Below are 20675 nucleotides of genomic sequence, written 5' to 3' on the forward strand. Positions count from 1 at the left end.
GACCGCCCCGCTGGCAAGACCGGACAGCGCGGCACGCCGTCGCGCTGGCTGGAGACGGTTGCGCGAGCCTTCCGTTCGGCCTAAGCGAGGCGGGTCAACGGGACCGCGACATGCCCATTCGCCTGAAAAAGCTGATCGGAACCATCCTGCTGGTGGCGCTGGTCATCATCTATGCGCTGATCGCCTCGGCCATCGCGGTCACCAGGCTCGCCGAATATGGTTCGACGGCGCACTTCCTGTTCTTCCTGCTCAGCGGCCTGCTCTGGGTGCTGCCGGCGATGGGCATCATCAAATGGCTGATCATCGAGCCGCCTCAGAAGAGCTGAGACGAGCCTTCTTTGGTGGTCGCAATTCCGGACGGAAAACCGCCGCACACTTTCCTGGAATTGCTCAGATGGTGACGACCATCCTGCCGGCGTTGGCGAGCGGCGTCGTCACACCCGACAGCATCGTGCGGATATGGGCGAGGCTCTGGTAGCGGCCGTTGACGGAGATGCGCGGTAGCGCATGCAGGAAACCGGCATGTTCGGCTCTGAGCACGCCGTGCCGGGTCGTCACCGCCGAGACATAGCCGGCATCGCGGGCAAAACCCACCTCGCGGCAACCGACCGCGCGGGCATAGCCGTAGGGGTAAGCGAAATGGCGCGGCTCCTGCCCGAGTCTTTCCTTGAGGATGCGGCGGACGTCACCGATCTCGCGGCGCGCGTCCGCTTCGGACAGCCGCTTGAGGTTGCGGTGGTTGACGGTATGAGCGCCGATCGTCACCAGCGGGTGCTCGGCCATCGCGCGTATCTCGTCCCAATTCATCAGCGTTGCGGAGCGACCCGTGCCAAGCTCGACGCCGTTCGAGCGCGCCAGCTCGCGCAGCGCGGTGCCCTGCTCTTCTTCGGGGACTTCAAGCGTCAACCAGGCATTCAGGCGCGCGACGGTCTGAATCTTTCGGCCGGGTGTCGAGCAATCGATGACCGCCGACCCTCTCGTCGTCTTCAGCGCCAGGTGTGAGCTGGTGTCGACGATGTCCTCGACGACGTCCCACCACAGGTCGACGGCACCGTCGATCAGGCCTGGCGCGACATAGATGGCGATCGGCGCGCCGTGCTTCTCCAGCACCGGCAGCGCCTCGGTCATGTTGTCGCGATAGGCGTCGTCGGCAGTGATTGTGGCGAACTGTCCGTGTCTGCCGCCCGCCTCGATGCGCGCGATCGCTTCGTCCAGACCGACGAAGGCATAGCCCCTTCCCTTCATGTCGGCGATCAGCTTGTCGAGGAAGGCAGGGGCGATGTTCAGATGGCGGTTGACGCTGTTCGGTTTCTCCGGTGTCGCTGTCACGCGATGCAGCATCAGGATGGCGCCGATGCCGCCGACAAATGGCTTCGCCAGCGGTGCGAGGCCGGTATAGCGGGCAACGTTCAACGCCAGTTTCCGGATTGCCTCGCCCCCGTCGATCATTCCTTCACCTTTTCCGCCTAGGCTCATCCCAGCACGACACGCGCCTATGCGAACCCCAGGTTGCAACCAATACGTCTTAAGGATTGAGGGATGGTTGACGCCGCGGCGTCATTTGACGGCAATCGGGTCGCAGCCAACGAAGCGCCCGCGCGCGCGCCTGCCTCGAGCCCGGACCGGTTGACGACAGCGGTGGGCGCCGGGCTCGCGGACTATGCGGAATTCTGTGCTTCGGCGCTGTTTGCCCCGGCGCAGAGCGCATCCTGGGTGCGCAACTGGGCGGCCGAAACCAAATCCGACATGGTCGTCGCCACGTTGAACATCGAAGACCGGCCGGCGTTTTCATTGGCGCTGGAAGTCGTGCGAAGCGGTCCCTTCCGTGTCGCTCGTTTCGCCGGCGGACGTCACGCCAACGGCAATTTCCCCGCCGCCCACCCGCGGTTGCTGCCAAGTATCGACGGCCCGGAGATCCGTTCGCTGTTCTCGGCAATCGCCAAAGCGCGGCCGGACATCGACCTCGTCTCGCTCGAACGCCTGCTGCCCGATCTCGACGGCGCCGCGAACCCGCTCGCCGCGATGCCCAATTTTGCGAGCCCGAACCTTGCGCTGGCGGTCGATCTCGACGGCGGCTTCGATGCGCTGCTTGCCCGCGCGAGCGGCAAGCGCAAGCGCAAGAAGCACCGCTCGCAGACGCGCAAGTTCGAAGCCGTCGGCAGTTTCCGCCGTATCGAGGCGCGGAGCCGCAAGGAGGTCGACAGGCTGCTCGGCGCCTTCTTCGATATGAAGGAAGCGCGCTTCGCCAAGATGGGCATCGCCAACGTCTTCGACGATGAAGGCGTGCGCGCCTTTTTCCAGGCGCTGTTTGCCGATGCGCTTGCCGAGGAAAAGCCGTCCTTCCTGCTGCATGGGCTGGAGGTGGCGGGGAAACTCCGCGCCGTCACCGGCTCCAGCCGGTCGGGCAAGCGCCTGATCTGCGAGTTCGGCGCGATCGCCGAGGACGATCTCGCCTCCACCAGTCCCGGCGACTTCCTTTTCTTCGACAACATCCAGGAAGCCTGCGAGCTCGGTTTCGACGTCTATGATTTCTCGGTCGGCGACGAGCCTTACAAGCGGCTCTGGTGCGACATCGAGGTCCGGCATCTCGAAGTGCTTGCGCCGCTGACGCTGAAGGGCCGGGCGCTGGCGACCGGGCTGCGGCAAGGATCGCGGGCGAAGGCCTTCATCAAGAACAATCCGACGGTCTGGAAACTGACCAAGATGCTGCGCCGGAAGGCTGCCGGACAAGCGGCGGCACCTGCCGCGTCCGAGGACGACAGCTAGCTCTGGAGAGAACCGCACAATCGCCGTCGAGCCCCTGGTCGATGCGGAACCTATCGAGTGCCGAGAGGTTTTCGCACTCAGAAGGAGAACGGCCATGGCTAAATGCGATCAGTGCGGCAATGACTACGACAAGGCGTTCCTAGTGAGCCTGGGCGGGCAAACCTACACGTTTGACAGCTTCGAGTGTGCGGTCCAGAAACTTGCGCCGACCTGCCCTCATTGCAAGGTACGGATCATGGGGCATGGCGTCGAGCAGGGCGATATCATCTATTGCTGCGCGCATTGCGCCGGGCAGGAAGGCGCCAATGATCTGACCGATCGCGCGCCGTGAGGTTCGCGATCGCTTTGCCACCTTCCACGGGAGGGCGGACGCTTTCCCAGGTAGCGTTCTAAACCGCGATCCTGGGCAGTCGTTCAGGCGCTGATTATGCCGCCTGAACGATCTCGACCAGTTCGACGTCGAACACCAGGTCCTTTCCGGCCAGCGGATGATTGCCGTCGAGCTTGACGCTGGCGTCGTCCACGCCGACGACCGTCACTTGCATGGGGCGCCCTTCAGGGGTGTGGGCCTGCAATTGAGTGCCAATATCGACGTTGACGTTTTCCGGCACGCTGGCGCGGTCGATGGTAACGACCGCTTCGGGGCGATGAGGGCCATAGGCGGCGTCGGCGGGAACGGTGACGGTGCTTTTCGCGCCGACTTCCATGCCCTCGACATGGGTCTCAAGACCGGGAATCACCTGTCCCTCGCCCAATGTGAATTGCAGCGGCTCACCACCGGAAGAATCGAATTGGGTGCCGTCGACCAGACGTCCGGTATAGTTGATGCGTACAGTGTCGCCATTCTTGGCCTGTGTCATAGCAGCTATCCTTTTGGGAGTTTTTGGGGACCGGCCTAGGGTTCACGGTCCCGCACTCGATCATCCACGCACGAAGCGCGTGGCGCGAAACGTTAAAACTAGGTGCCCTGCCGCCGATGTAAAGTGCTGGTGCCGCCGAGAAATGCCCCGGTCCGGCGTTTTGCCTAGGGGCTAGCGTGCCTGACGCAGGCTGAACCATGCTCGGTTTGTCGCGGTCCTGGTCTCTTTGCCCGGCGGCTCGCGGTGATTCTTGGCAAGCGTTGCGACGGAAGTGCGTACCAGGTCGACTGTCGCTCAGCCCTATGCAGCCGAGCGACGTCCAGGCAGCGGATTTCCCGGCTCGCGGCCGGCCGGGGTCACAAGCGTGACATCCGGGTAGCCGTTCTCGATCAGCTTCACCGCCGCCTGCGTCACCTCGTCGTCGGCTTCGAGCATCGACAGGAAGACTTCCGTGCCGTCACCGACGAGGCGGCTGATGCCATGCGCATCGGCCGGACCGCATTCGACGACGACGAGGTCGTAGGCCGTGGTCAGCGACTGCATGATGATCGGCAGCCGATCGGCGGCGCGCATGGCGCGGACCGGGTCGGCGGTGCCGACCGGAATCACATGAGCGTCCGAATAGAGATCGGGATGGATGACATCGCTGAACTGCGCTTCGGAGGCCAGAAGATTGGTGATGCCGGGGAAAAGCCCGCTGTCCAGCATCGGCCGCGATGCCGCGCCCGAAGCGGTGAGATCGAGCAGCAGCACGCGCAGGCCGGCGTCGGAGACCTCTCGCGCCACCAGAACGGCGGTCGCGGCCGCCTCGTCGCCCTCCGGGGAGACGAAGATCGCGCGCGCGGCGCCCGAGGCGATGAGCTTTTCCGCCGCCTTGTCGACATCGATCTCGCCCAGCCTGGACTGCCACGACCGGGGCGCGTCCGGCGGGGCCGGCTCGGCAGCCGGTTCCTCGATGGCCACGGCCCGCCTCACCCGGTCGTCGGCCGCCGAATCCTCGCCGGCTTCGTCCGCGGCTTCAGGAATCACCGGCTCGGGGCGCGCCGCCGGCATCGCCACCTGCTCGATCGGCTCGAATCTCGCGCCGGCGGCCGGGCGCATGGCACGGCCGGAGAACAATTCCCTCAGAAGCGTGCCGATCGCCATCAGCAGCAGCGACGCGGCCGCCGCGGCGCCGGCAATCGGACCGATCTTCGGGAAATAGGGTTCCGCCGGCACCTGCGCTTTCGACAGCAGGCGGGCGTCCACAGGCAGATAGTTGCGGTCGGCGCGCGAGGCTGCCTCGCGGTAGCTCGCCATATAGGATTCGAGCTGCTGACGCTGGGCATTCGCGTCACGCTGCAGCGCATCGAGTTGCACCTGCTGTTCGCCGGCGCGGGCCGAAGCGGCCTTTAACTGGTTGACCTCCTGGAGGAGCTGGTCCTCGCGAGCCTTGGCCGTCTGCGCCTGGGTCGCCAATCCCTTGAGAATCTTCTGCGCCTCGTTGCGAATCTGGCCGTCGAGATCGGCAAGCTGCGACTTCAGCGCCCGGATGCGCGGATGGTTGTCCAGCAGCGTGGTCGACAGGTCGGCGATGTTGGTCCTCAGCTCCACCTGCCGCTCGAGCAGGCGCTGGATCAATTCGGAAGACAGAACTTCCGGCACGCTGTCGAGCGTGCCGCCATTCTGAAGCGCCTTGCGCACGCTGTCGGCGGTCGCCTCGGCGGCGGCGCGATTGGCGCGCACCCGCGACAGCTCCGTCGACAGTTCAGAGAGCTGCTGAGTCGCGAGCACCGAATTGTTGCCGCCCATCAGAAGGTCCGATTGCGCGCGGTAAGCGGCAACCTTGGCTTCGGCTTCCTTCACCCGATTCTGCAGATCGGTGATTTCCGGGCCGAGAAAGCCGGTGGCGGCGGTGTTCGATTCCTTTTTCGCATTGCCCTTGGAGGCAAGATAGGCCTGGGCGACGGCGTCCGCGACCCGCGCCGCAAGCTTTGGGTCCTTCGAGGAGAACTCGACTGCAATAACGCGCGTCTTTTCAATGCTGTAGACGTTGAGCTTATCGTGCATTGCCTTGAGCACGCGCTCTTCCGGCGGAATGTCGAAAGGATCGCTCTTCAAGCCGACAAGGACGAGAGCGCGACTCAGCGCCGACATATTCAGCGCTTCGTCGAATTCGGGCAGCTTCTCCAGATCGAGGTCCGTCGCCACCTTCTTGAGGATATCGGGCGACGATATGATCTGGACCTCCGTGGCCACCGCCTCCTCGTCGGTTGCCGGCTTGTCGTCATTGGTTGCGCCGGCCGGACGCGTGAAGACCGACTCGCGCGGTCCGATCTCCAGCTTGGCGGTCGCTTTGTAATACGGCGTGGCAAGCCAGGCGAAGGCAAACGCCAGCCCGGTGACCACGAGCGTGACAAGAACAATGCGCAGCCAGTTCCTCGCCAAACTGGCGAAGAGCTGCCTCAGATCGATATCGACATCTGCGGCCGCGGACTGAACAGACATGCATCCTGCTCCGGAACTTTGAGTCGAGGATGGACCGTAAACAACTATGGTAACTCACCCGTTAAGATCAGAACGCATGCTTATTAGAAGACACTCAAAGAACATTGGGCGAAGGCAATAGAACAACTGGGTTTTTTGCCGGCAGTCACCGCTTCCGGCTACGGTCCTTTACCGGCCATTAACCCTAACAGGATGATAACGGGCGCACTTCCTGGGGTTGGCCGCAGCACTGGCGGCGAGAGCGACGAAGGTTCGTGTCCGATCATGAAAAGCACTGCTTATCTCTTTCGCGCCATGCTTGCCTTGTCGCTGCTTGCCGGCTGCTCCAGCTACCGCCCGACGCCCGCCGCCTTCCATGAAGTGCTCGACCAGCCCTATAGACTCGGCGCCGGCGACCGCATTCGCGTCACCGTGTTCGAGCAGGACGGGCTGACCAACACCTACAGCGTCGATCAGTCAGGCTACATCTCCTTCCCGCTCGTCGGCGCCGTGCCGGCGCGCGGCCACACTGCCCAGCAGCTGGAAAAGGAAATCGCCGACAAATTGCGCCAGGGCTATCTGCGCGATCCCGACGTCTCGGTCGAGATCGATCGCTACCGGCCGATCTTCGTCATGGGCGAAGTCGGAGCAGCGGGGCAGTATTCCTATGTGCCGGGTCTCACCGTGCAGAAGGCGATCGCGATCGCCGGAGGCTTTACGCCGCGCGCCAACCAGGAAAGTGTCGACATCACCCGCGATATCAACGGCAAGGTCATGACCGGCAGGGTGCAGACTTCCGACCCGCTCCTGCCGGGCGACACCGTCTACGTCCGCGAACGCCTGTTCTGAAAATCAACGTGGCGGCTCACCTCCGCATCGTCCACTGCTTTCGCTCACCTGTCGGGGGAATCTTCCGGCATGTGCGCGACTTGACCGAGGCGCAGGTCGCCGCCGGCCATTCCGTGGGCATCGTCTGCGATTCGACCACTGGCGGCGACTATGAGGAGCGGCTGTTCGACGCGATGAGGGAGAGCCTGGCGCTCGGCATCCATCGCACGCCGATGCAGCGTCACATCGGGCCGGGCGACATCGCCGCGGCCTGGCGCACATATGGAATCATCAAGGAATTGCGGCCGGACGTGCTGCACGGGCACGGCGCCAAGGGTGGCGCCTATGCCCGTCTGTTCGGCTCACTGTTGCGGGTTTCAAGGTATCGCGTGGCCCGCCTTTATTCGCCGCATGGCGGCTCGCTCCACTATGACGAAACGACGGCCACCGGAAAGCTGTTCTTCGCGCTGGAGCGCTTCATGGCACGCTTCACCGACTGCCTGCTGTTCGTTTCCGACTATGAGCGAAAAACCTATCGCCGGAAGGTCGGCGAGCCGCCCATCCCCAACAGGCTGGTCTATAACGGCCTGCGCGCCGTCGAATTCGAGCCGGTGGCACCGGTTGATGCCGCCGATCTCCTCTACATCGGCATGATGCGCGACCTCAAAGGCCCGGACATTTTCATCGACGCGCTGGCGCTGGCGGGCAGCGAGATGGGCCGCCCGCTGAGCGCGGTGATGGTCGGCGACGGCGACGACCTGCCGCGCTACCATGCCCAGGCGGAACGGCTTGGACTGAAGAACCAAGTCCGTTTCCTGCCGCCGATGGCGGCGAGAGAAGCCTTCGCGCTGGCCGGGCTGATCGTCGTGCCGTCGCGTGCGGAAGCAATGCCCTACATCGTGCTCGAGGCGCTGGCCGCTGGCATGCCGATGATAGCAACCGCGGTCGGCGGCATACCGGAAATCTTCGGCGAAGGCTCCCCTGCCCTGATACGGCCGGATGCCGGCCAGCTCTCCGACAAGCTCAGAACGGCTCTCGACGATCCCGGCGCCTACCGCAAGCTGATGCCGCAGGGCGGTGAGCTCAAGGCGCGGTTTGGCGCCGACGTGATGGCGGCCGAGATCGAGAAGGCCTATTTCGTAGCGCTAAAACTTTAGAATTCACTAATTCACCAACGCACGTGAGAAGACCGTCAGTCCTCACAAGCAACAACACGCATTCAAAACCATCGGTTGTTTCAAGGCTTTCTTAGCTCTCTTTTGCTATTCACTCGCGCATAGCTCGCGGACAATTCCATGAACGAGATCGATCCCGCGCACCGCTTTTCCATGGACGCGGTGCGCAAATTCGACGGCCCGGCCGAGGGCCAGGCGCCCGGCGGCATCAATGACGTCGCGCGCCAGGTCGCCTCGCAGTACCGGCGCGATACGATGTCGCCGATCATGGTCAGCGGCGTGCTGCGCATGGTCGAGTTCGCGGTGCTGTTCCTGTCGGGGCTCAGCCTCTATTTCTACTTTGTCGGCTTCTTCAACTATCTCGCCTGGCAATATCCGCTGTCGATCGCGGCAGCCTCGTTCCTGGCCGTAGTGCTGCTCGACGTCACCGACAGCTACCAGATCGCGGCGCTGATGCGCCCTCTCGCCAATTTCGGCCGCGTGCTGCTCGTCTGGGCCGGCACCTTCGCGCTGATGGCGCTCACCGCCTTCGCCATGAAAGCCTCGGAGGACTATTCGCGCCTGCTGTTCGGCAGTTGGTTCGTGGTCGGCTTCGTGCTGATCTTCGGGCTCAGGCTGGTGATGTCCAGGCTGATCAGGCGCTGGGCGCGCGACGGGCGCATGGAGCGCCGCGCCGTCATCGTCGGCGGCGGCAAGTCGGCCGAATCGCTGATCCGTTCGGTCGAGAAGCAGCCCTACAACGACATCCGCATCTGCGGGATCTTCGACGACCGTGGCGACAAGCGCTCGCCGCCCATCGTCGCCGGTTACCCGAAGCTCGGCACCATCTCCGAACTGATCGAGTTCGCCCGCATCGCCCGCATCGACATGCTGATCGTGTCGCTGCCGCTGACCGCCGAGTCGCGCGTGCTGCAGCTTCTGAAGAAGCTTTGGGTGCTGCCGGTCGACATCCGGCTCTCGGCGCATTCCAACGCGCTGCAGTTCCGGCCGCGCGCCTATTCCTACATCGGCTCGGTGCCGATGCTCGACATCTTCGACAAGCCGATCAACGACTGGGATTCGGTCGCCAAGCGCAGCTTCGACATCGTCTTCTCGCTCGTCGGCATCCTCCTCTTCTCGCCGGTGATGCTTGCCACCGCGATCGCCATCAAGCTCGACAGCAAGGGGCCGGTTCTGTTCAAGCAGAAGCGGCACGGCTTCAACAACGAGGTGATCGAGGTCTACAAGTTCCGCTCGATGTATGCCGACAGGTCGGACCCGACCGCCAAGCAGACGGTGACCAAGAACGATCCGCGCGTCACCCGCGTCGGCCGCTTCATCCGCAAGACCTCGATCGACGAGCTGCCGCAGTTCTTCAACTCGCTGCTCGGCTCGCTGTCGCTGGTCGGGCCGCGCCCGCATGCGATCGCCGCCCAGTCGCACAACCTGCTCTACAATGAGGTGGTCGATGGCTATTTCGCCCGCCACAAGGTCAAGCCCGGCGTCACCGGCTGGGCGCAGATCAACGGCTGGCGCGGCGAGATGGATACCAATGAAAAGATCCGCATGCGCACCGAGTACGATCTCTACTACATCGAGAATTGGTCGATGCTGTTCGACCTGCGCATCCTGTTCCTGACGCCGATCCGCCTGCTCAACACGGAAAACGCCTATTGAGCGCCGTCGCGCATGAGGTGCCGGCGTCGGCGGTCAACCCGTTGCCGCCTTCCGCGGTCAACCAGTTGCCGCCTCGCGCGGCCAACCAGTTGCCGCCTTCCACGGTCAACGCCAAGCTTATCGCGCTGATCTCATCGGCAGCGATCGTCGTCGGCATCCTGCTTTCCGGCTTCGTCATCAGCGAGCCGGCGCCTTACGAGCTCTACATGGCCGGGCTGATCGCCGTCTGGGCGCTGTTCGGCCTGAGAATATCGCGGGCTATCTTGCCGCTGCTGGTGCTGCTGGTGGCGATGAACATCGGCGGCATGATGGCGATGACGCAGATGGCGGATCTCGCCAACACGCCGCTCTATCTCGCCGTCTCGCTGTTCCTGGCCTTCAGCGCGGTCTTCTTCGCCTCGGTGACGTCGGTCCAGCCGGACCTCTACCGGCTGATCTTCATCGCCTATGTGGTCTCGGCCGTCGCGACGTCGCTGCTCGGCATCGCCGGCTATTTCCATGCCTTCCCTGGCGCGGAGATGTTCACCAAATACGACCGCGCTGCCGGCGCCTTCCAGGACCCGAACGTGTTCGGGCCGTTCCTGGTGTTGCCCGGCACCTATCTGCTCTATCTGCTTTTGACCGGTCCGGTGTCGCGCATGCCGCTGCTGGCGGTGCCGTTGCTGATCATCGCTGTCGGCATCTTCTTCTCCTTCTCGCGCGGCGCCTGGGGCATGTTCGCGGTGTCGGCGGTCCTGCTCACCGCTTGCCTGTTCCTGCAGAGCGCCAGCGGCATGTTCCGGCTACGGCTGGTGGTGATGACGATCGGAGCCGTCGCGCTGCTGGTCATCGCCATCCTCGTCATCCTGCAGCTGCCCGGCGTGTCGGACATGTTCACGCAGCGCGCGCATCTCGAGCAGAGCTATGATACCGCGCGGCTCGGCCGCTTCGCCCGCTACACGATCGGCTTCCAGATGGCGCTGGAGCATCCGTTCGGCATCGGGCCGCTGGTGTTCGGCACGATCTATGGCGAGGACACGCACGACATCTGGCTGAAGGCGCTGATGGATTATGGCTGGCTGGGCTTCGTCTCGTTCCTGACGCTGACGTTGTGGACGATCGGGGCCGGTTTCCGCATTCTGCTGCGCGACCGGCCATGGCAGCCTTACCTGCTTTGCGCCTATGTCGCCTATCTCGGCAATATCGGCCTCGGCACCTTCATCGACATCGACCACTGGCGCCATCTCTATCTGCTGCTCGGGCTGATCTGGGGCGCGATCGCGCTCGAGTACCGGCATCAGAAGCAATTGCGGCTGGCGCGAGCGCCCGTCGCGGCTGCGGCCGCGCTACTTTAAGCCGGCCTTGCGCAAACCATCGACAAGCAGTTCAGTATCCTCAGGATATTTGTGCGGGGGCACCTTGCGCCACTGCTCGGTGGTGAAGTTGGGGTGCACCTTCAACAGCGCATGGGCATGCATCTCGGCCTCTCTTGTGTTGCCGAGATGGGCATGGCTCGCCGCCATGAGCCGATGGCCCTCTGAGCCATCCCGCATCTTTTGCAGTGTCTCTATCGTTTTTTCATATTCGCCCAGCTGAAAATAGGCATCGCCAAGATACCAGAGATAAGCGTCGGGATAGTAGGGATTGAGACGCATCGCCCGTTCCAGCAGCTTCACGGAGCGCTCCGCCTGCCTGACATAAACAAGGCAGTCACCCATCTCGGCCAGCAGATCGGCGTCGTTGGGATTGAGTTGCAGGGCGCGTTCGTAGGCGGCGATCGCCGGATCGTGCTGCTTCTTGTAGAGGTGGGCCAAACCCATCTCGGAGTAACCGCGCGCATCCAGGTCGTCATGCTGGACGGCCAGATTCGCCAGGTTCAACGCCTCGTTCAGCGCAGCTTCCGGATCCTTGGTCCACGCATAACGCCACTCGACATTGAACGTCCGCGACAGGGCGGCATAGCTGCGGGCGTAGCCAGGATCGAGATTGCGCGCCTGCTCGTAGAGGCGCCTGGCATGCCAATTGCTCTCCGGGCGGAAGCGGAAGCTGAGATCCTGTCCGCGCAAGATCATGCCGTAGGCGTGAATATTGGGATGGTTATGCGCCATCAGCCGCCGCTTCTCGGCCATGTCGATCTGTATGGCCAGCCGCGACGCGGTCGTGGCCGTAACGTCGTCCTGGAAGGCGAAGACGTCCTCGATGCTGCCGTCGTAGCGTTCCGACCAGATCGTGTGCTCGGTTTGCGCTTCGATCAGGTCCATTGCAACCCGAAGACGGTTGCCTGCCCGGCGCAGGCTGCCCGAGAGGAGATAGCGAACGCCCAATTGATTGGCGATCTCGCGCAGTGATTGCGTCTGCGCGACAACGGCAATCGTCGAGTGCCGCGCGATCACCATCAGGTTGCGGAATCGGCACAGATTGGAAATGAGGTCCGCCACGACACCCTGGCACAAATGAAAATCCGCCGGGTCGCCCGAAACGTTCTCGAGCGGCAGGACTGCCAGCGAACTCTCCGGCACGAAACGCTCGGGCGCAGGGGCGAAGAGCAGCGGCGGTGTTGCGGACTCGGAATGCGACAATTCGAAATCGACGGCGAAGACCTCGACTTCCTCGGCAATGTTCTTCAGCTTTTGCTTGCCCAGCGACCGGAACGAGCACTCCGGGTCATCGCGAACAAATTGGCGAACGGATTCGGCGATGCAAATGCCGCGCGGCGCCGCCAGCGATTGGATCCGGGCGGCCAAATTGATGCCGTGGCCATAGATGGTGCCGTCGCTGGCGATCGTGTCTCCAACCGTAATTCCAATCCGGTAGGTGATGGGATCGTCGGCGCCCGACCATACCGCCTCGTTGGACAGCTCCCGCTGCATCTCGACCGCGAAATGCAATGCCTGGGTTGCGCTGGGGAACAGCACCACCAGGCCGTCGCCGGCTGTGTCGACAATTGAACCGCCATAGTCGCCGGCCAGGCCGCGTATCAAGTTAAGCGATCGGGTCAGGCGGACAACCGTCCCTGCCTCGTCCTGATCCATCAGGCGACTGTAGCCGTGCACGTCCGCGTAGACGATCGCCGATAGCTTTCGACTAAGCATCTCGTATCGGCTGATGGCCATGGCTTCCCTTGTCCGCGCTCGCAACGCAAATCAATGCACCATATAGCACGCAGATACTGCGCACTGCAGCACGGAAAGAATGGCACATTAGGTCGTGCTCAAGGGAGTGTTGCCGGGACCAAGGAGGGACGCCCGGAATATGCCGCGCCCCGGTCATCCGCTCAGCGCGACAGGGGCGGCTCAGTTCCGTATCGCCGCCCCCAAGCCCCGTCACCAATCCCGGCACGATGCCGGCATACGCCAAACCCGCATTCCATGCGGGTCAGTCGCTGTTGCCGCCGCCGCGGGCGCTCATGCCACGCGCGCTCATCCCCCTCGCGCTCATGCCGCGCGCGCTCATCCCCCTTGCGCTCATCCCGCGCGCGCTCATGCCGGCGCTATCCATGCCTCCTGGTCCGCCGCCGAGCGTCGCGGCAAGCAGCACATCCTCGAACATACCTGTCTCGACATCCATGCGGACGGTGTAGTCGGCCTTGTCGTAGGACCAGACTCGCAGGCCATCGGCGAAGTCGAAGTCGGCTGCCGCGAGGCCCGTCAGTCCGGTCGGACTGGGTGAGCGGGCGGCACTGAACGTGCCGAGATCCTCCGCCACGAGCTCCCCATCCCCGTGCACCAGAAATATTATAGGCCTTGGGAGGTCGTAGTAGCTTCCCTCGAAACTGAAGCCATATATCCTTGCAAACCTGCCGTTTTCCAACTGATCTTCAAGCAGCCTGTTCTTCCCGCTTCGGTTTCCCGCGCCCGGGCGGCGCCCGATGAATTCGAACCCGCTCTCAAGCTTCATGAAATAACCGACAAAGCTATCCCCGCCGGTCACCTGGATTATTGCACCGGTAGGCGTGTCATCCTTGGTCCACGCACTGTCTGCGCCGCCTACCGTATAAACCCCAATCTGATCCAAAACCTTTTGTTTCCAGACGACAACCTTGTTCTTATTTGCCACACGCAGGCCATTCACGACCTTATTGCCAGTCAACGCTGGCACATGCTTCGCCGTCGCTACCTGCGCCACGATCGGATTCAGAAGTGGGTTCACCACCTGCAAATCGATCACAAAATGCCCGAATAGATTTATACCCGACACGCTAAGAAGGCTCTCTACCATTGCCGCTACCCTCCGGTTTCTGGATCATTTGTCTAACGTGTTAAATAGTATGATTTTGTCATCAGGCAGCCTTTTGGCCTCGGCTTTGTCTCTCAGCTACTTCCAACTCATGCGTCACAACATAAACACGGTCGCTTTCGCGCCATAATACACTTATGACCCTACCCCGTTTTTTAGATATGTTATTTACATGATCCTGCAGTAGTTCGATGCTATCCATGATTTCCGTTACGACGTATTGCATAAGATGTTCCTCCTCATCTCACTCAAAGAACGCCAGCCCTGCTTCTGGTCAGGGCGCTTCGCGTTCCCACATGTCTCGCGATACGCAGGTGCCGTGCACAACAAGCGCCATGACGGGCCGGGACGAATACCCTCGGCAAACCGAAGTGGCTTTTCGGCCCGAAAGGCTTGATTTTGGGGCCGGCACTCACAAAGCCGATCGCCCTGCGATTGAGATTGACGTCGATGATGGTGCGCCAGCGCCCGCCGGTCATCATCCTGTCGACGGTGCGCAACGTGTTCCCGACCTCGGCATAGCTGAGACCGTCTGGCGACAGCCGACGCCAGGTTTCGGCAAGAAGCATGCCGAGCTCGTCGCGCGAAGCGACCAATGCCTCGCGAAATGCCCAGGGTGACGCAGCATAGGCTTCATCGAACATCGGCTGGATGACGCGGAAATAGTCGGGGCTGTCCTCCAGCCTGTCGGACAGATCTTCCTGGTCGTGGGTGATCAGGCCGCGGGCGACCAGCTCTTCGTGAAAGAGGTCGACGAAAATGTCGAACATCGCACCGGTGAGCGGTTGGGCGAGAGCATGCTCGTCGCTCCAGCCCTGGACGAAATCCAGCATCGACAGCGGGTTGGCGGCGAGCCTGATCTGGCTGTTACTGGATAGCTCGGCGATGCGGTTGACGAGATTGTGCGTGTAAAGATTGCCGTGGCTCGCTTGCAACAACTCGTCCACCACGGAATCGAAATGCAGGGCCGCGACGAGCGCAGCAAGGTCGGCAGAGGATTCGTGAAAACCGTAATATTCCGCGCTGGCCGTCCCGGGGTCGGGCACGCCGATGATGGAATAGATGACGCAGTGGCCGACCTCGTGGGCGACAACGTCGAAGTTGAGCGTGAACGGCTCGACCTGGCCATCCGGCGTCTCGTGTATGCCGACCTCCAGAAAACCGTAACCCATGAAGGCGTTTTCGTGCAGATTGCGCTGTATCACCAGTTCCAGCCGATCGTGGTCGCGCTGGAAATGCCAGGTGATGGGATGGCCGAAATACTTCTCCCACACGTCCAGGGTGAAACGCACCGAGCCAAACAGATGCGCAGCCTCGAATGTCGGATCGTCCGGGCCGATGTGATCGAAATGCCCGTCGACATCGGGAAACGCCGGAGGAAAGACATCGCCGCGCCAAGGCGGCATTAAATAGAGCGGGTCACCGCGGACATTTTCCGCCAGGCCGTAGGCAAACGCCTTGCCAATGGGGTCGACGACATACATGCGCCTGTCACCGGGGCCTGGGCCAACCGACCCCGCAGGCGACGACACGTGCACGATTTCGGACCGGTGGAAAGACTTAAGGAACGGCGCTTGGGCAAACAGCCGGAAGCGCGTTCCATTCTCGAATACAGAGTCTTCCCCTCCAGATGTCACGATTGCCCCCCGTACGGACAAAGGCATTCAGGTCACATGGACTGCGATATCGTCGGCGAATGCGGTTTCAAGTTAGCCCGTTTTCGTCGGTCAGGCCAGAGTCGTCGGGCGAGCTGCGGCCGGCCGCGAAAGCATATCCATGAGCCAGCAGGTCATAGAACTTGTCGACGCCGGGCAATCCGATGGAAATGGCATAGTCGGCAATGTCTCGAGGTATGGCGCGACCGAGTTGTTCCTCGAAAAACCAGGCAGCGAGCAGGGCACGAGGCATCGGCGCGGACAACGATGGCGAGCGGCGCTGTCTGGCCAGGGCATTCTGTCGATAGCCAGGGTAGAGCTCGAGTTCGCGTAACCGGTCGAGCATGCCTCGATGCAGCTCGGCATCGCGATCTCGCGCGAGCGTCTCGACGGCCGCATCATCCTCGATCATGCGTTCTAGGCCAGCTAGATCCGTTCCGTTTTCGCGTATCCAGTCGATTACGTCCGTTTGCCGCATAAGCCTTCGCCGCGAGCGAAACTCGCCCATGGCGCGCCTGACCGCCAGGCGATCCGGCGCCGCGTCATCGCCGCGGGCAAGCAGACGAAGCAGTGCCTCGCGACGCAACCGCGCATAGTCGCCGCGCAGCCGAAGCTCATCGAGGATGGCATCTTCTTCGGCAGTGGCTTTGTTGCTGATCCACGCTGTTTCATTTCGCCAGGATGCATTGTGCCAGTTTTCCGTCCACTCGAAGTGGAAGTCGGGAGGCGCTTGTGCAGCGCCACGGCGGATAAACGCATCCATCTCCTTCAGCAGTTGCAATCCGTCCTCGCGCTTCCTGTCGACCTTGCCTGTCCGCAGCCAGGCCGCCAGCGCCTGGGCCGTTCCGGGATCGTCGACGTCTGCCAGGACGTCCCCCCAGGTTCTATCCCGGTAGAACCGCGCCTTGGACGAAGCTGCCAGGCGCGCGCCTGTCGGCCTGTCGATGATCTGTTGTGCGACCGCCTGCTCGAGCGTCGCGCGAATATTGACCATCGGCTCGCTCAGGTGGATGTAGCCGGTTTCCGGCGGGCCATGGATAAGCGCGACCTCGTCGTCGTCGGTGAGTTCGCCGTCGCGATAGGCTTCGAAGATGCGTCCGACGCCGCGCATGCCGAACGAATGCAACTCCGCGGCGCGGAGCGCGCCCATGCTGGACGCGCCGAACACCGCGATCCCTTGCGTCAAGGCCCAAAGTATCTCCTTGTGCAAGACGGCCGGCTGACCATCGAAATAGCCGTCGATGACGCCGATTGCTCTTGGGCCGCCGCGAGCGGCGGCATAGAGGTCTCCTTGGCGTACCGGGGGGAGGAATTCGAATCCATCGTAAGGCGCGACGTCGCGCGCCCGCAGACTTGGCCCGCAAAACACGACCAGCTTCATTGTCCCTCGTCCGACATTCGGCGGGCTCGCTCGCCGGGCACATAGGCGTCATGATCGTCGGGACCTTCAAGGCCAGGTATGACCACGCGAACTACAGGCAGGCCGATATCCTCCTTGGCCAGATCGACGGCGATGATCTCGCTTACGCCAGCCGCCTGTAACCTTTCGATCAGCCAGGCCACATTCTGCTCGATCCCTCGTGCGGCCCTCCCCGCGGCAGAGGCAATTCGCCTCGTGACGGAACGCTCGGCCAGCAATCTCTCCGCGTGCCGACGGCGTTTGTCCCGATAATCTTCGCCATACTCCTCGGCGGTCAGATCGTCTCGCGCCGCCGATACGTAGGTCGTTCGCACCTGAGCGGCCTCGATGAGCGCCTTGAGCAAGGCGGTCTCCGGCACCGGGTGCGCTGCCGCGCCTATGCCGCAATGGCTGTTTCGGTCTCGGCGATCGACGATCAGGCAGAAAAAGGCCGGCACGCCGACGTCGGAGGTCGTTTCCCACGCCGCGACGTCGAAGTCCGCGCCTTCCAGCTTCTTCAACACGTCGCGGCATGGGCCGTCCGGCGCACTGCCGAGGTCGACGCCGGTGCGCCGCCGGCGAGCGGACGGCATCCGATTCCACAGGGCCGTCGCGTCGCGTTCGACGATCTCGCAAATCCCATGATGGATGGCTTCATCGAATGTATTTCCGGAAGCGAGCCCGTTGCTGCTGCAGTCGAAAAAACCACTTCCGGGGGGCGGCGGAACCGTGAAGTTGGCCCGCACTGACTCGAACGGCAACCAGCGCGCCGCACCGGAGATCATCTCCCGGCCTTCGATCCACAGCGTCACGATGTCCTTGGTGAATGCCCTTCCGGTGATGCGAGGCAGCTTGCCAATCTCGGCGAACCGGTGCGATTGGGAAAGTTCGGCCATGCTGCCGAACTTCAGCGGGCGCTCGATGTGCTCGGCGTGGTAAAGTTCCGCCGCTTCCATTAGCCCCGAGGCCGTGGCCGCCTCCAGGTCGATGCCCTTGCCCTGCGAAACAGCCAAAGAACGGGCGTTGGGGCGACAGACCATCACAACCGGAATGCCTATGCGATCAAGCCCGGTCACATTGGCGACCCTGGTAATTCCCATCCGCGCCCAGTATGGGCGAACCCGAGCAATCGCGCTACGAGCGCCCTCCATGCGATAAGGAGTTGCTGGCACCGTGTCCAACGACACTGAGGTTGTCTCCTGGCCCCCGAGAGATCGCGAGATCTTAGCGATTTCCGCCGACGCACAACAGGGCAGGTCTCGCTGAAGCGCGTCGCGGTGAAGCGGATTCAGGCGACGCGCTTTAGGTCTTTGTTTTTGTGCATGTCGTCTTCGCAAAACCGCCGCACACTCTTGCGCGACATGCATTGGTCAGCCAACAACCGAACCGCGTCCGACTTGCGATGTGGCTTTCGACTTTGTCACCAACGGCACTTCGGAATCCGCTTCGTTCCAATTTCGAGGATTTTGCCCGACTGGCCTCTTGCGCTTCAATCCTTGAGACTATAGGGCTTTGCGCGGTCCGGAGTGTAGCGCAGCCCGGTAGCGCACTTGACTGGGGGTCAAGGGGTCGTCGGTTCGAATCCGGCCACTCCGACCATTTCAAGCCTGAGACTTGGCCCCCCAAGTCCTTCTGCACCAATCCCCTACTGGCACACGTCGACCCATTTGGCGCCGACGAGATCGGCCATCCTTTGCGGCGCGATCCGCACGGCGGCGTTCGTGGCGCCTGCCGCGGGAACGACCTCGTCGAAGGCCCTTAACGTCACGTCGCAATAGACCGGCAGCGGCGCCGGCAGGCCGAAGGGGCAGACGCCGCCCGGCGGGTGGCTGGTCGCCTCCAGTACCTGTTCGCCGTCGAGCATGCGCGGCTTGCCGCCGAGGGTGTCCTTGCACTTGCGGTTGTCGAGCCTGGCGGTGCCGCTGGTCACGACCAACATGGTCTCGTCGCCGACGCGCAGGCAGATGGTCTTGGCGATTTGCGCCGGCATCACGCCATGCGCCTCCGCCGCCAGCGCCACGGTCGCCGAGCTTGCTTCGGTGACCAGGACCTCGATGTCGGGCGCATGCTTGGCAAAGAAGGCGCGGACCGATTCCAAGCTCATGAGCGAACCTCGTCAGGCATGTTGGCAAATACCGCCGAATCTCGGCGCCGGGATTGGCACATGGCGCCTCGGCCGTCGGCAAGAGCCAGGCTACTGTGGGCCGAGGGCACAAAAAAGCCCGCCAGGTGAGTCCAGGCGGGCTTTTCATGTAGGCGTTCGAGCGCCCTTATTGTTGTGTGGGCCGGTCCTCTGAGGCCGGCACCATTATCAATTCCTCTTCCGGCACCTGCAGCGCGGAAGCGATTCGCCTGAGCTTGGCGGGATCGGCGTCCTTGCCGTCCTCGATGTCGACGATCTCACCCACGGCCAGGCCGCAGGTCAAGGAAAGCTCCTCGATCGTATATCCCCTCGTTTCGCGCGCGGCTTTCAGCGGATTGAGGCCGGACGCGGCAATGATGTTGTTGGAAACAGCGTTTCGTGCGGTGTTGGGCATGGCAACTCCTTGGGATGAAACAAGACCGATGAAATGTGGCGTTGCCTGAGACGGGCGGGAGAATGGCCGTTAACAGGTGATTTGCCAAGAGGGACCGTTGCGGCCGTCACGCCATCGTGAACCGGTCCCGTCGACCGGAGGCCGAGGCCGCAAGCCACCGACATGTAAGGCGCCGCGACGGCCAATCAAGTTCTTTTGAAGCGGTGAAGGCCGGCCCCGCCGGCATTTTGCCCGCTCCAATTCGTTAGGTTTCTGTCAGTGGTCGACGGCGGGCGGCATCAAAACCCCTTTGGAAGGATCGGATGCCATGAAACTGAAGTTATTCGCGATTGTGCTCGGCACGATTTCAAGTCTTGCCAGCGCCGCACAAGCGGATACCGTGCGGGTCCGCGGCACGGTGGTCGACCTCGCCGGAACGGCGCTGACCGTAAAAGGCCGCGACGGCAAGACCGATACGGTCACCCTTTCTCCCGATTGGATGATCTCCGGCGTCGCCAGGGCATCGGCCGCCGATATCAAACAGGGCGATTTCCTCGGCATCGCATCGGTTTCGAAGGCCGATGGCGGCAGTGGCGCCCTGGAAGTCGTGATCTTCCCGGCAGCCCTGAAGGGAACGGGAGAGGGCGACCGCGCCTGGGATCTTAAACCCAACAGCCGGATGACGAACGGCACCGTCGCCGACGTGACCGAGGTCAGCGGCCGGACGGTGACGCTCACCTACAGCAACGGCCAGAAGAAGCAGATCGCCATCCCGCAATCGACGCCGATCGTGAAATTCGCAACCGCCAAACCGGCGGATCTCAAGCCGGGGACGGCGGTGTTCGTCACCGCCTCGCGCGGCAGCGACGGCAAGCTCGTTTCGCGCCGAGTGGTGGTCGGCAATCATGGCGTCGCCCCGCCGATGTGAGGCGAAGAAGCCGGCGAGTTCCAAAAGACCACGATAGCGCTTCGCGCCCTGCGCGTCCGACGGGGCGCGCGGGACCGTCATGGTTCAGTCGGAAACAATCCAGCAACAAGAATCTATAGTCCGGAAAAATTGTCGAAAAAAACCAGGAGGATAGTCCCGATCGCGAGGCTTGGGTCACCGATTTGGTCCGGTGAATCTCGGAACGCCCGCG

At 62.8% G+C, this 20675-nt stretch carries 18 protein-coding genes and 1 tRNA gene; 9 read left to right on the forward strand and 10 right to left on the reverse strand.

Annotated features, from left to right (window positions below; translation table 11 throughout):
• Nucleotides 1-110: 110 nt before the first annotated feature.
• Nucleotides 111-326 carry a DUF2842 domain-containing protein gene (locus QAZ47_RS22025; protein ID WP_278202781.1) on the forward strand — a complete coding sequence of 72 codons (216 nt, stop codon included), beginning with the start codon at nt 111-113 and terminating at the stop codon, nt 324-326.
• A 64-nt stretch (nt 327-390) separates the two neighbouring features.
• Here QAZ47_RS22025 and QAZ47_RS22030 read toward each other — a convergent pair whose 3' ends face one another.
• On the reverse strand, nt 391-1449 hold the full coding sequence (locus QAZ47_RS22030) for a polysaccharide deacetylase family protein (protein ID WP_278230704.1): 1059 nt from the start codon (nt 1447-1449) through the stop codon (nt 391-393).
• A gap of 90 nt (nt 1450-1539) precedes the next feature.
• Between QAZ47_RS22030 and QAZ47_RS22035 the strand changes: the two genes are divergently transcribed.
• Together QAZ47_RS22035 and QAZ47_RS22040 are read left to right on the forward strand one after the other, a co-directional pair.
• Nucleotides 1540-2766, forward strand: a complete 1227-nt coding sequence (locus QAZ47_RS22035) for a GNAT family N-acetyltransferase (RefSeq protein ID WP_278230705.1) — start codon at nt 1540-1542, stop codon at nt 2764-2766.
• Nucleotides 2767-2860: 94 nt separating this feature from the next.
• Nucleotides 2861-3097, forward strand: coding sequence for a hypothetical protein (locus tag QAZ47_RS22040; RefSeq protein WP_278077701.1), 237 nt, complete (start codon nt 2861-2863; stop codon nt 3095-3097).
• A gap of 94 nt (nt 3098-3191) precedes the next feature.
• Here QAZ47_RS22040 and QAZ47_RS22045 read toward each other — a convergent pair whose 3' ends face one another.
• Nucleotides 3192-3626: a peptidylprolyl isomerase gene (locus tag QAZ47_RS22045; RefSeq protein WP_278230706.1), complete on the reverse strand. Its 435-nt coding sequence runs from the start codon at nt 3624-3626 to the stop codon at nt 3192-3194.
• Between the two features lie 300 nt (nt 3627-3926).
• Nucleotides 3927-6113: an exopolysaccharide transport family protein gene (locus QAZ47_RS22050; RefSeq protein ID WP_278230707.1), complete on the reverse strand. Its 2187-nt coding sequence runs from the start codon at nt 6111-6113 to the stop codon at nt 3927-3929.
• Between the two features lie 264 nt (nt 6114-6377).
• Between QAZ47_RS22050 and QAZ47_RS22055 the strand changes: the two genes are divergently transcribed.
• The 4 genes from QAZ47_RS22055 (at nt 6378) to QAZ47_RS22070 (ending at nt 11085) form a co-directional block, all read left to right on the forward strand.
• Entirely contained in the window at nt 6378-6941 is a 564-nt protein-coding gene (locus QAZ47_RS22055) for a polysaccharide biosynthesis/export family protein (protein ID WP_278202786.1), read from the forward strand.
• Nucleotides 6942-6949: 8 nt separating this feature from the next.
• The gene (locus QAZ47_RS22060) at nt 6950-8077 is read left to right on the forward strand and encodes a glycosyltransferase (protein ID WP_278202787.1); all 1128 of its coding nucleotides are present in this window, start codon (nt 6950-6952) and stop codon (nt 8075-8077) included.
• Between the two features lie 138 nt (nt 8078-8215).
• Nucleotides 8216-9751, forward strand: a complete 1536-nt coding sequence (locus QAZ47_RS22065) for an undecaprenyl-phosphate glucose phosphotransferase (RefSeq protein ID WP_278202788.1) — start codon at nt 8216-8218, stop codon at nt 9749-9751.
• Nucleotides 9752-9816: 65 nt separating this feature from the next.
• On the forward strand, nt 9817-11085 hold the full coding sequence (locus QAZ47_RS22070) for an O-antigen ligase family protein (protein ID WP_278207904.1): 1269 nt from the start codon (nt 9817-9819) through the stop codon (nt 11083-11085).
• Here QAZ47_RS22070 and QAZ47_RS22075 read toward each other — a convergent pair.
• The 5 genes from QAZ47_RS22075 to QAZ47_RS22095 form a co-directional block, all read right to left on the reverse strand.
• The gene (locus QAZ47_RS22075) at nt 11077-12843 is read right to left on the reverse strand and encodes a tetratricopeptide repeat protein (RefSeq protein ID WP_278202789.1); all 1767 of its coding nucleotides are present in this window, start codon (nt 12841-12843) and stop codon (nt 11077-11079) included. The genes QAZ47_RS22070 and QAZ47_RS22075 overlap by 9 nt on opposite strands.
• A gap of 262 nt (nt 12844-13105) precedes the next feature.
• A complete protein-coding gene (locus QAZ47_RS22080) occupies nt 13106-13948 on the reverse strand; it encodes a hypothetical protein (protein WP_278202790.1) in 843 nt (280 codons plus the stop codon).
• 266 nt (nt 13949-14214) lie between these two features.
• Nucleotides 14215-15450, reverse strand: coding sequence for a hypothetical protein (locus QAZ47_RS22085; RefSeq protein ID WP_278230708.1), 1236 nt, complete (start codon nt 15448-15450; stop codon nt 14215-14217).
• A 220-nt stretch (nt 15451-15670) separates the two neighbouring features.
• The gene (locus QAZ47_RS22090; RefSeq protein ID WP_278202792.1) at nt 15671-17002 is read right to left on the reverse strand and encodes a TfuA-like protein; all 1332 of its coding nucleotides are present in this window, start codon (nt 17000-17002) and stop codon (nt 15671-15673) included.
• Nucleotides 16999-18096, reverse strand: a complete 1098-nt coding sequence (locus QAZ47_RS22095; RefSeq protein WP_278230709.1) for a YcaO-like family protein — start codon at nt 18094-18096, stop codon at nt 16999-17001. The genes QAZ47_RS22090 and QAZ47_RS22095 overlap by 4 nt, the downstream gene beginning before the upstream one ends.
• 446 nt (nt 18097-18542) lie before the next feature.
• Between QAZ47_RS22095 and QAZ47_RS22100 the strand changes: the two genes are divergently transcribed.
• A tRNA-Pro gene (locus tag QAZ47_RS22100) sits at nt 18543-18619 on the forward strand.
• A 46-nt stretch (nt 18620-18665) separates the two neighbouring features.
• Here QAZ47_RS22100 and QAZ47_RS22105 read toward each other — a convergent pair.
• Complete coding sequence (locus QAZ47_RS22105; RefSeq protein WP_278202794.1) at nt 18666-19124, reverse strand: YbaK/EbsC family protein; 459 nt, start codon at nt 19122-19124, stop codon at nt 18666-18668.
• Nucleotides 19125-19290: 166 nt separating this feature from the next.
• Nucleotides 19291-19557, reverse strand: a complete 267-nt coding sequence (locus QAZ47_RS22110) for a helix-turn-helix transcriptional regulator (RefSeq protein WP_278202795.1) — start codon at nt 19555-19557, stop codon at nt 19291-19293.
• Nucleotides 19558-19864: 307 nt separating this feature from the next.
• On the opposite strand from QAZ47_RS22110, the gene QAZ47_RS22115 reads away from it, so the two are divergent.
• Nucleotides 19865-20464, forward strand: a complete 600-nt coding sequence (locus QAZ47_RS22115; RefSeq protein ID WP_278202796.1) for a hypothetical protein — start codon at nt 19865-19867, stop codon at nt 20462-20464.
• Nucleotides 20465-20675 lie beyond the last annotated feature (211 nt).

This window comes from Mesorhizobium sp. WSM4904 (assembly GCF_029674545.1).
Lineage (GTDB): Bacteria > Pseudomonadota > Alphaproteobacteria > Rhizobiales > Rhizobiaceae > Mesorhizobium.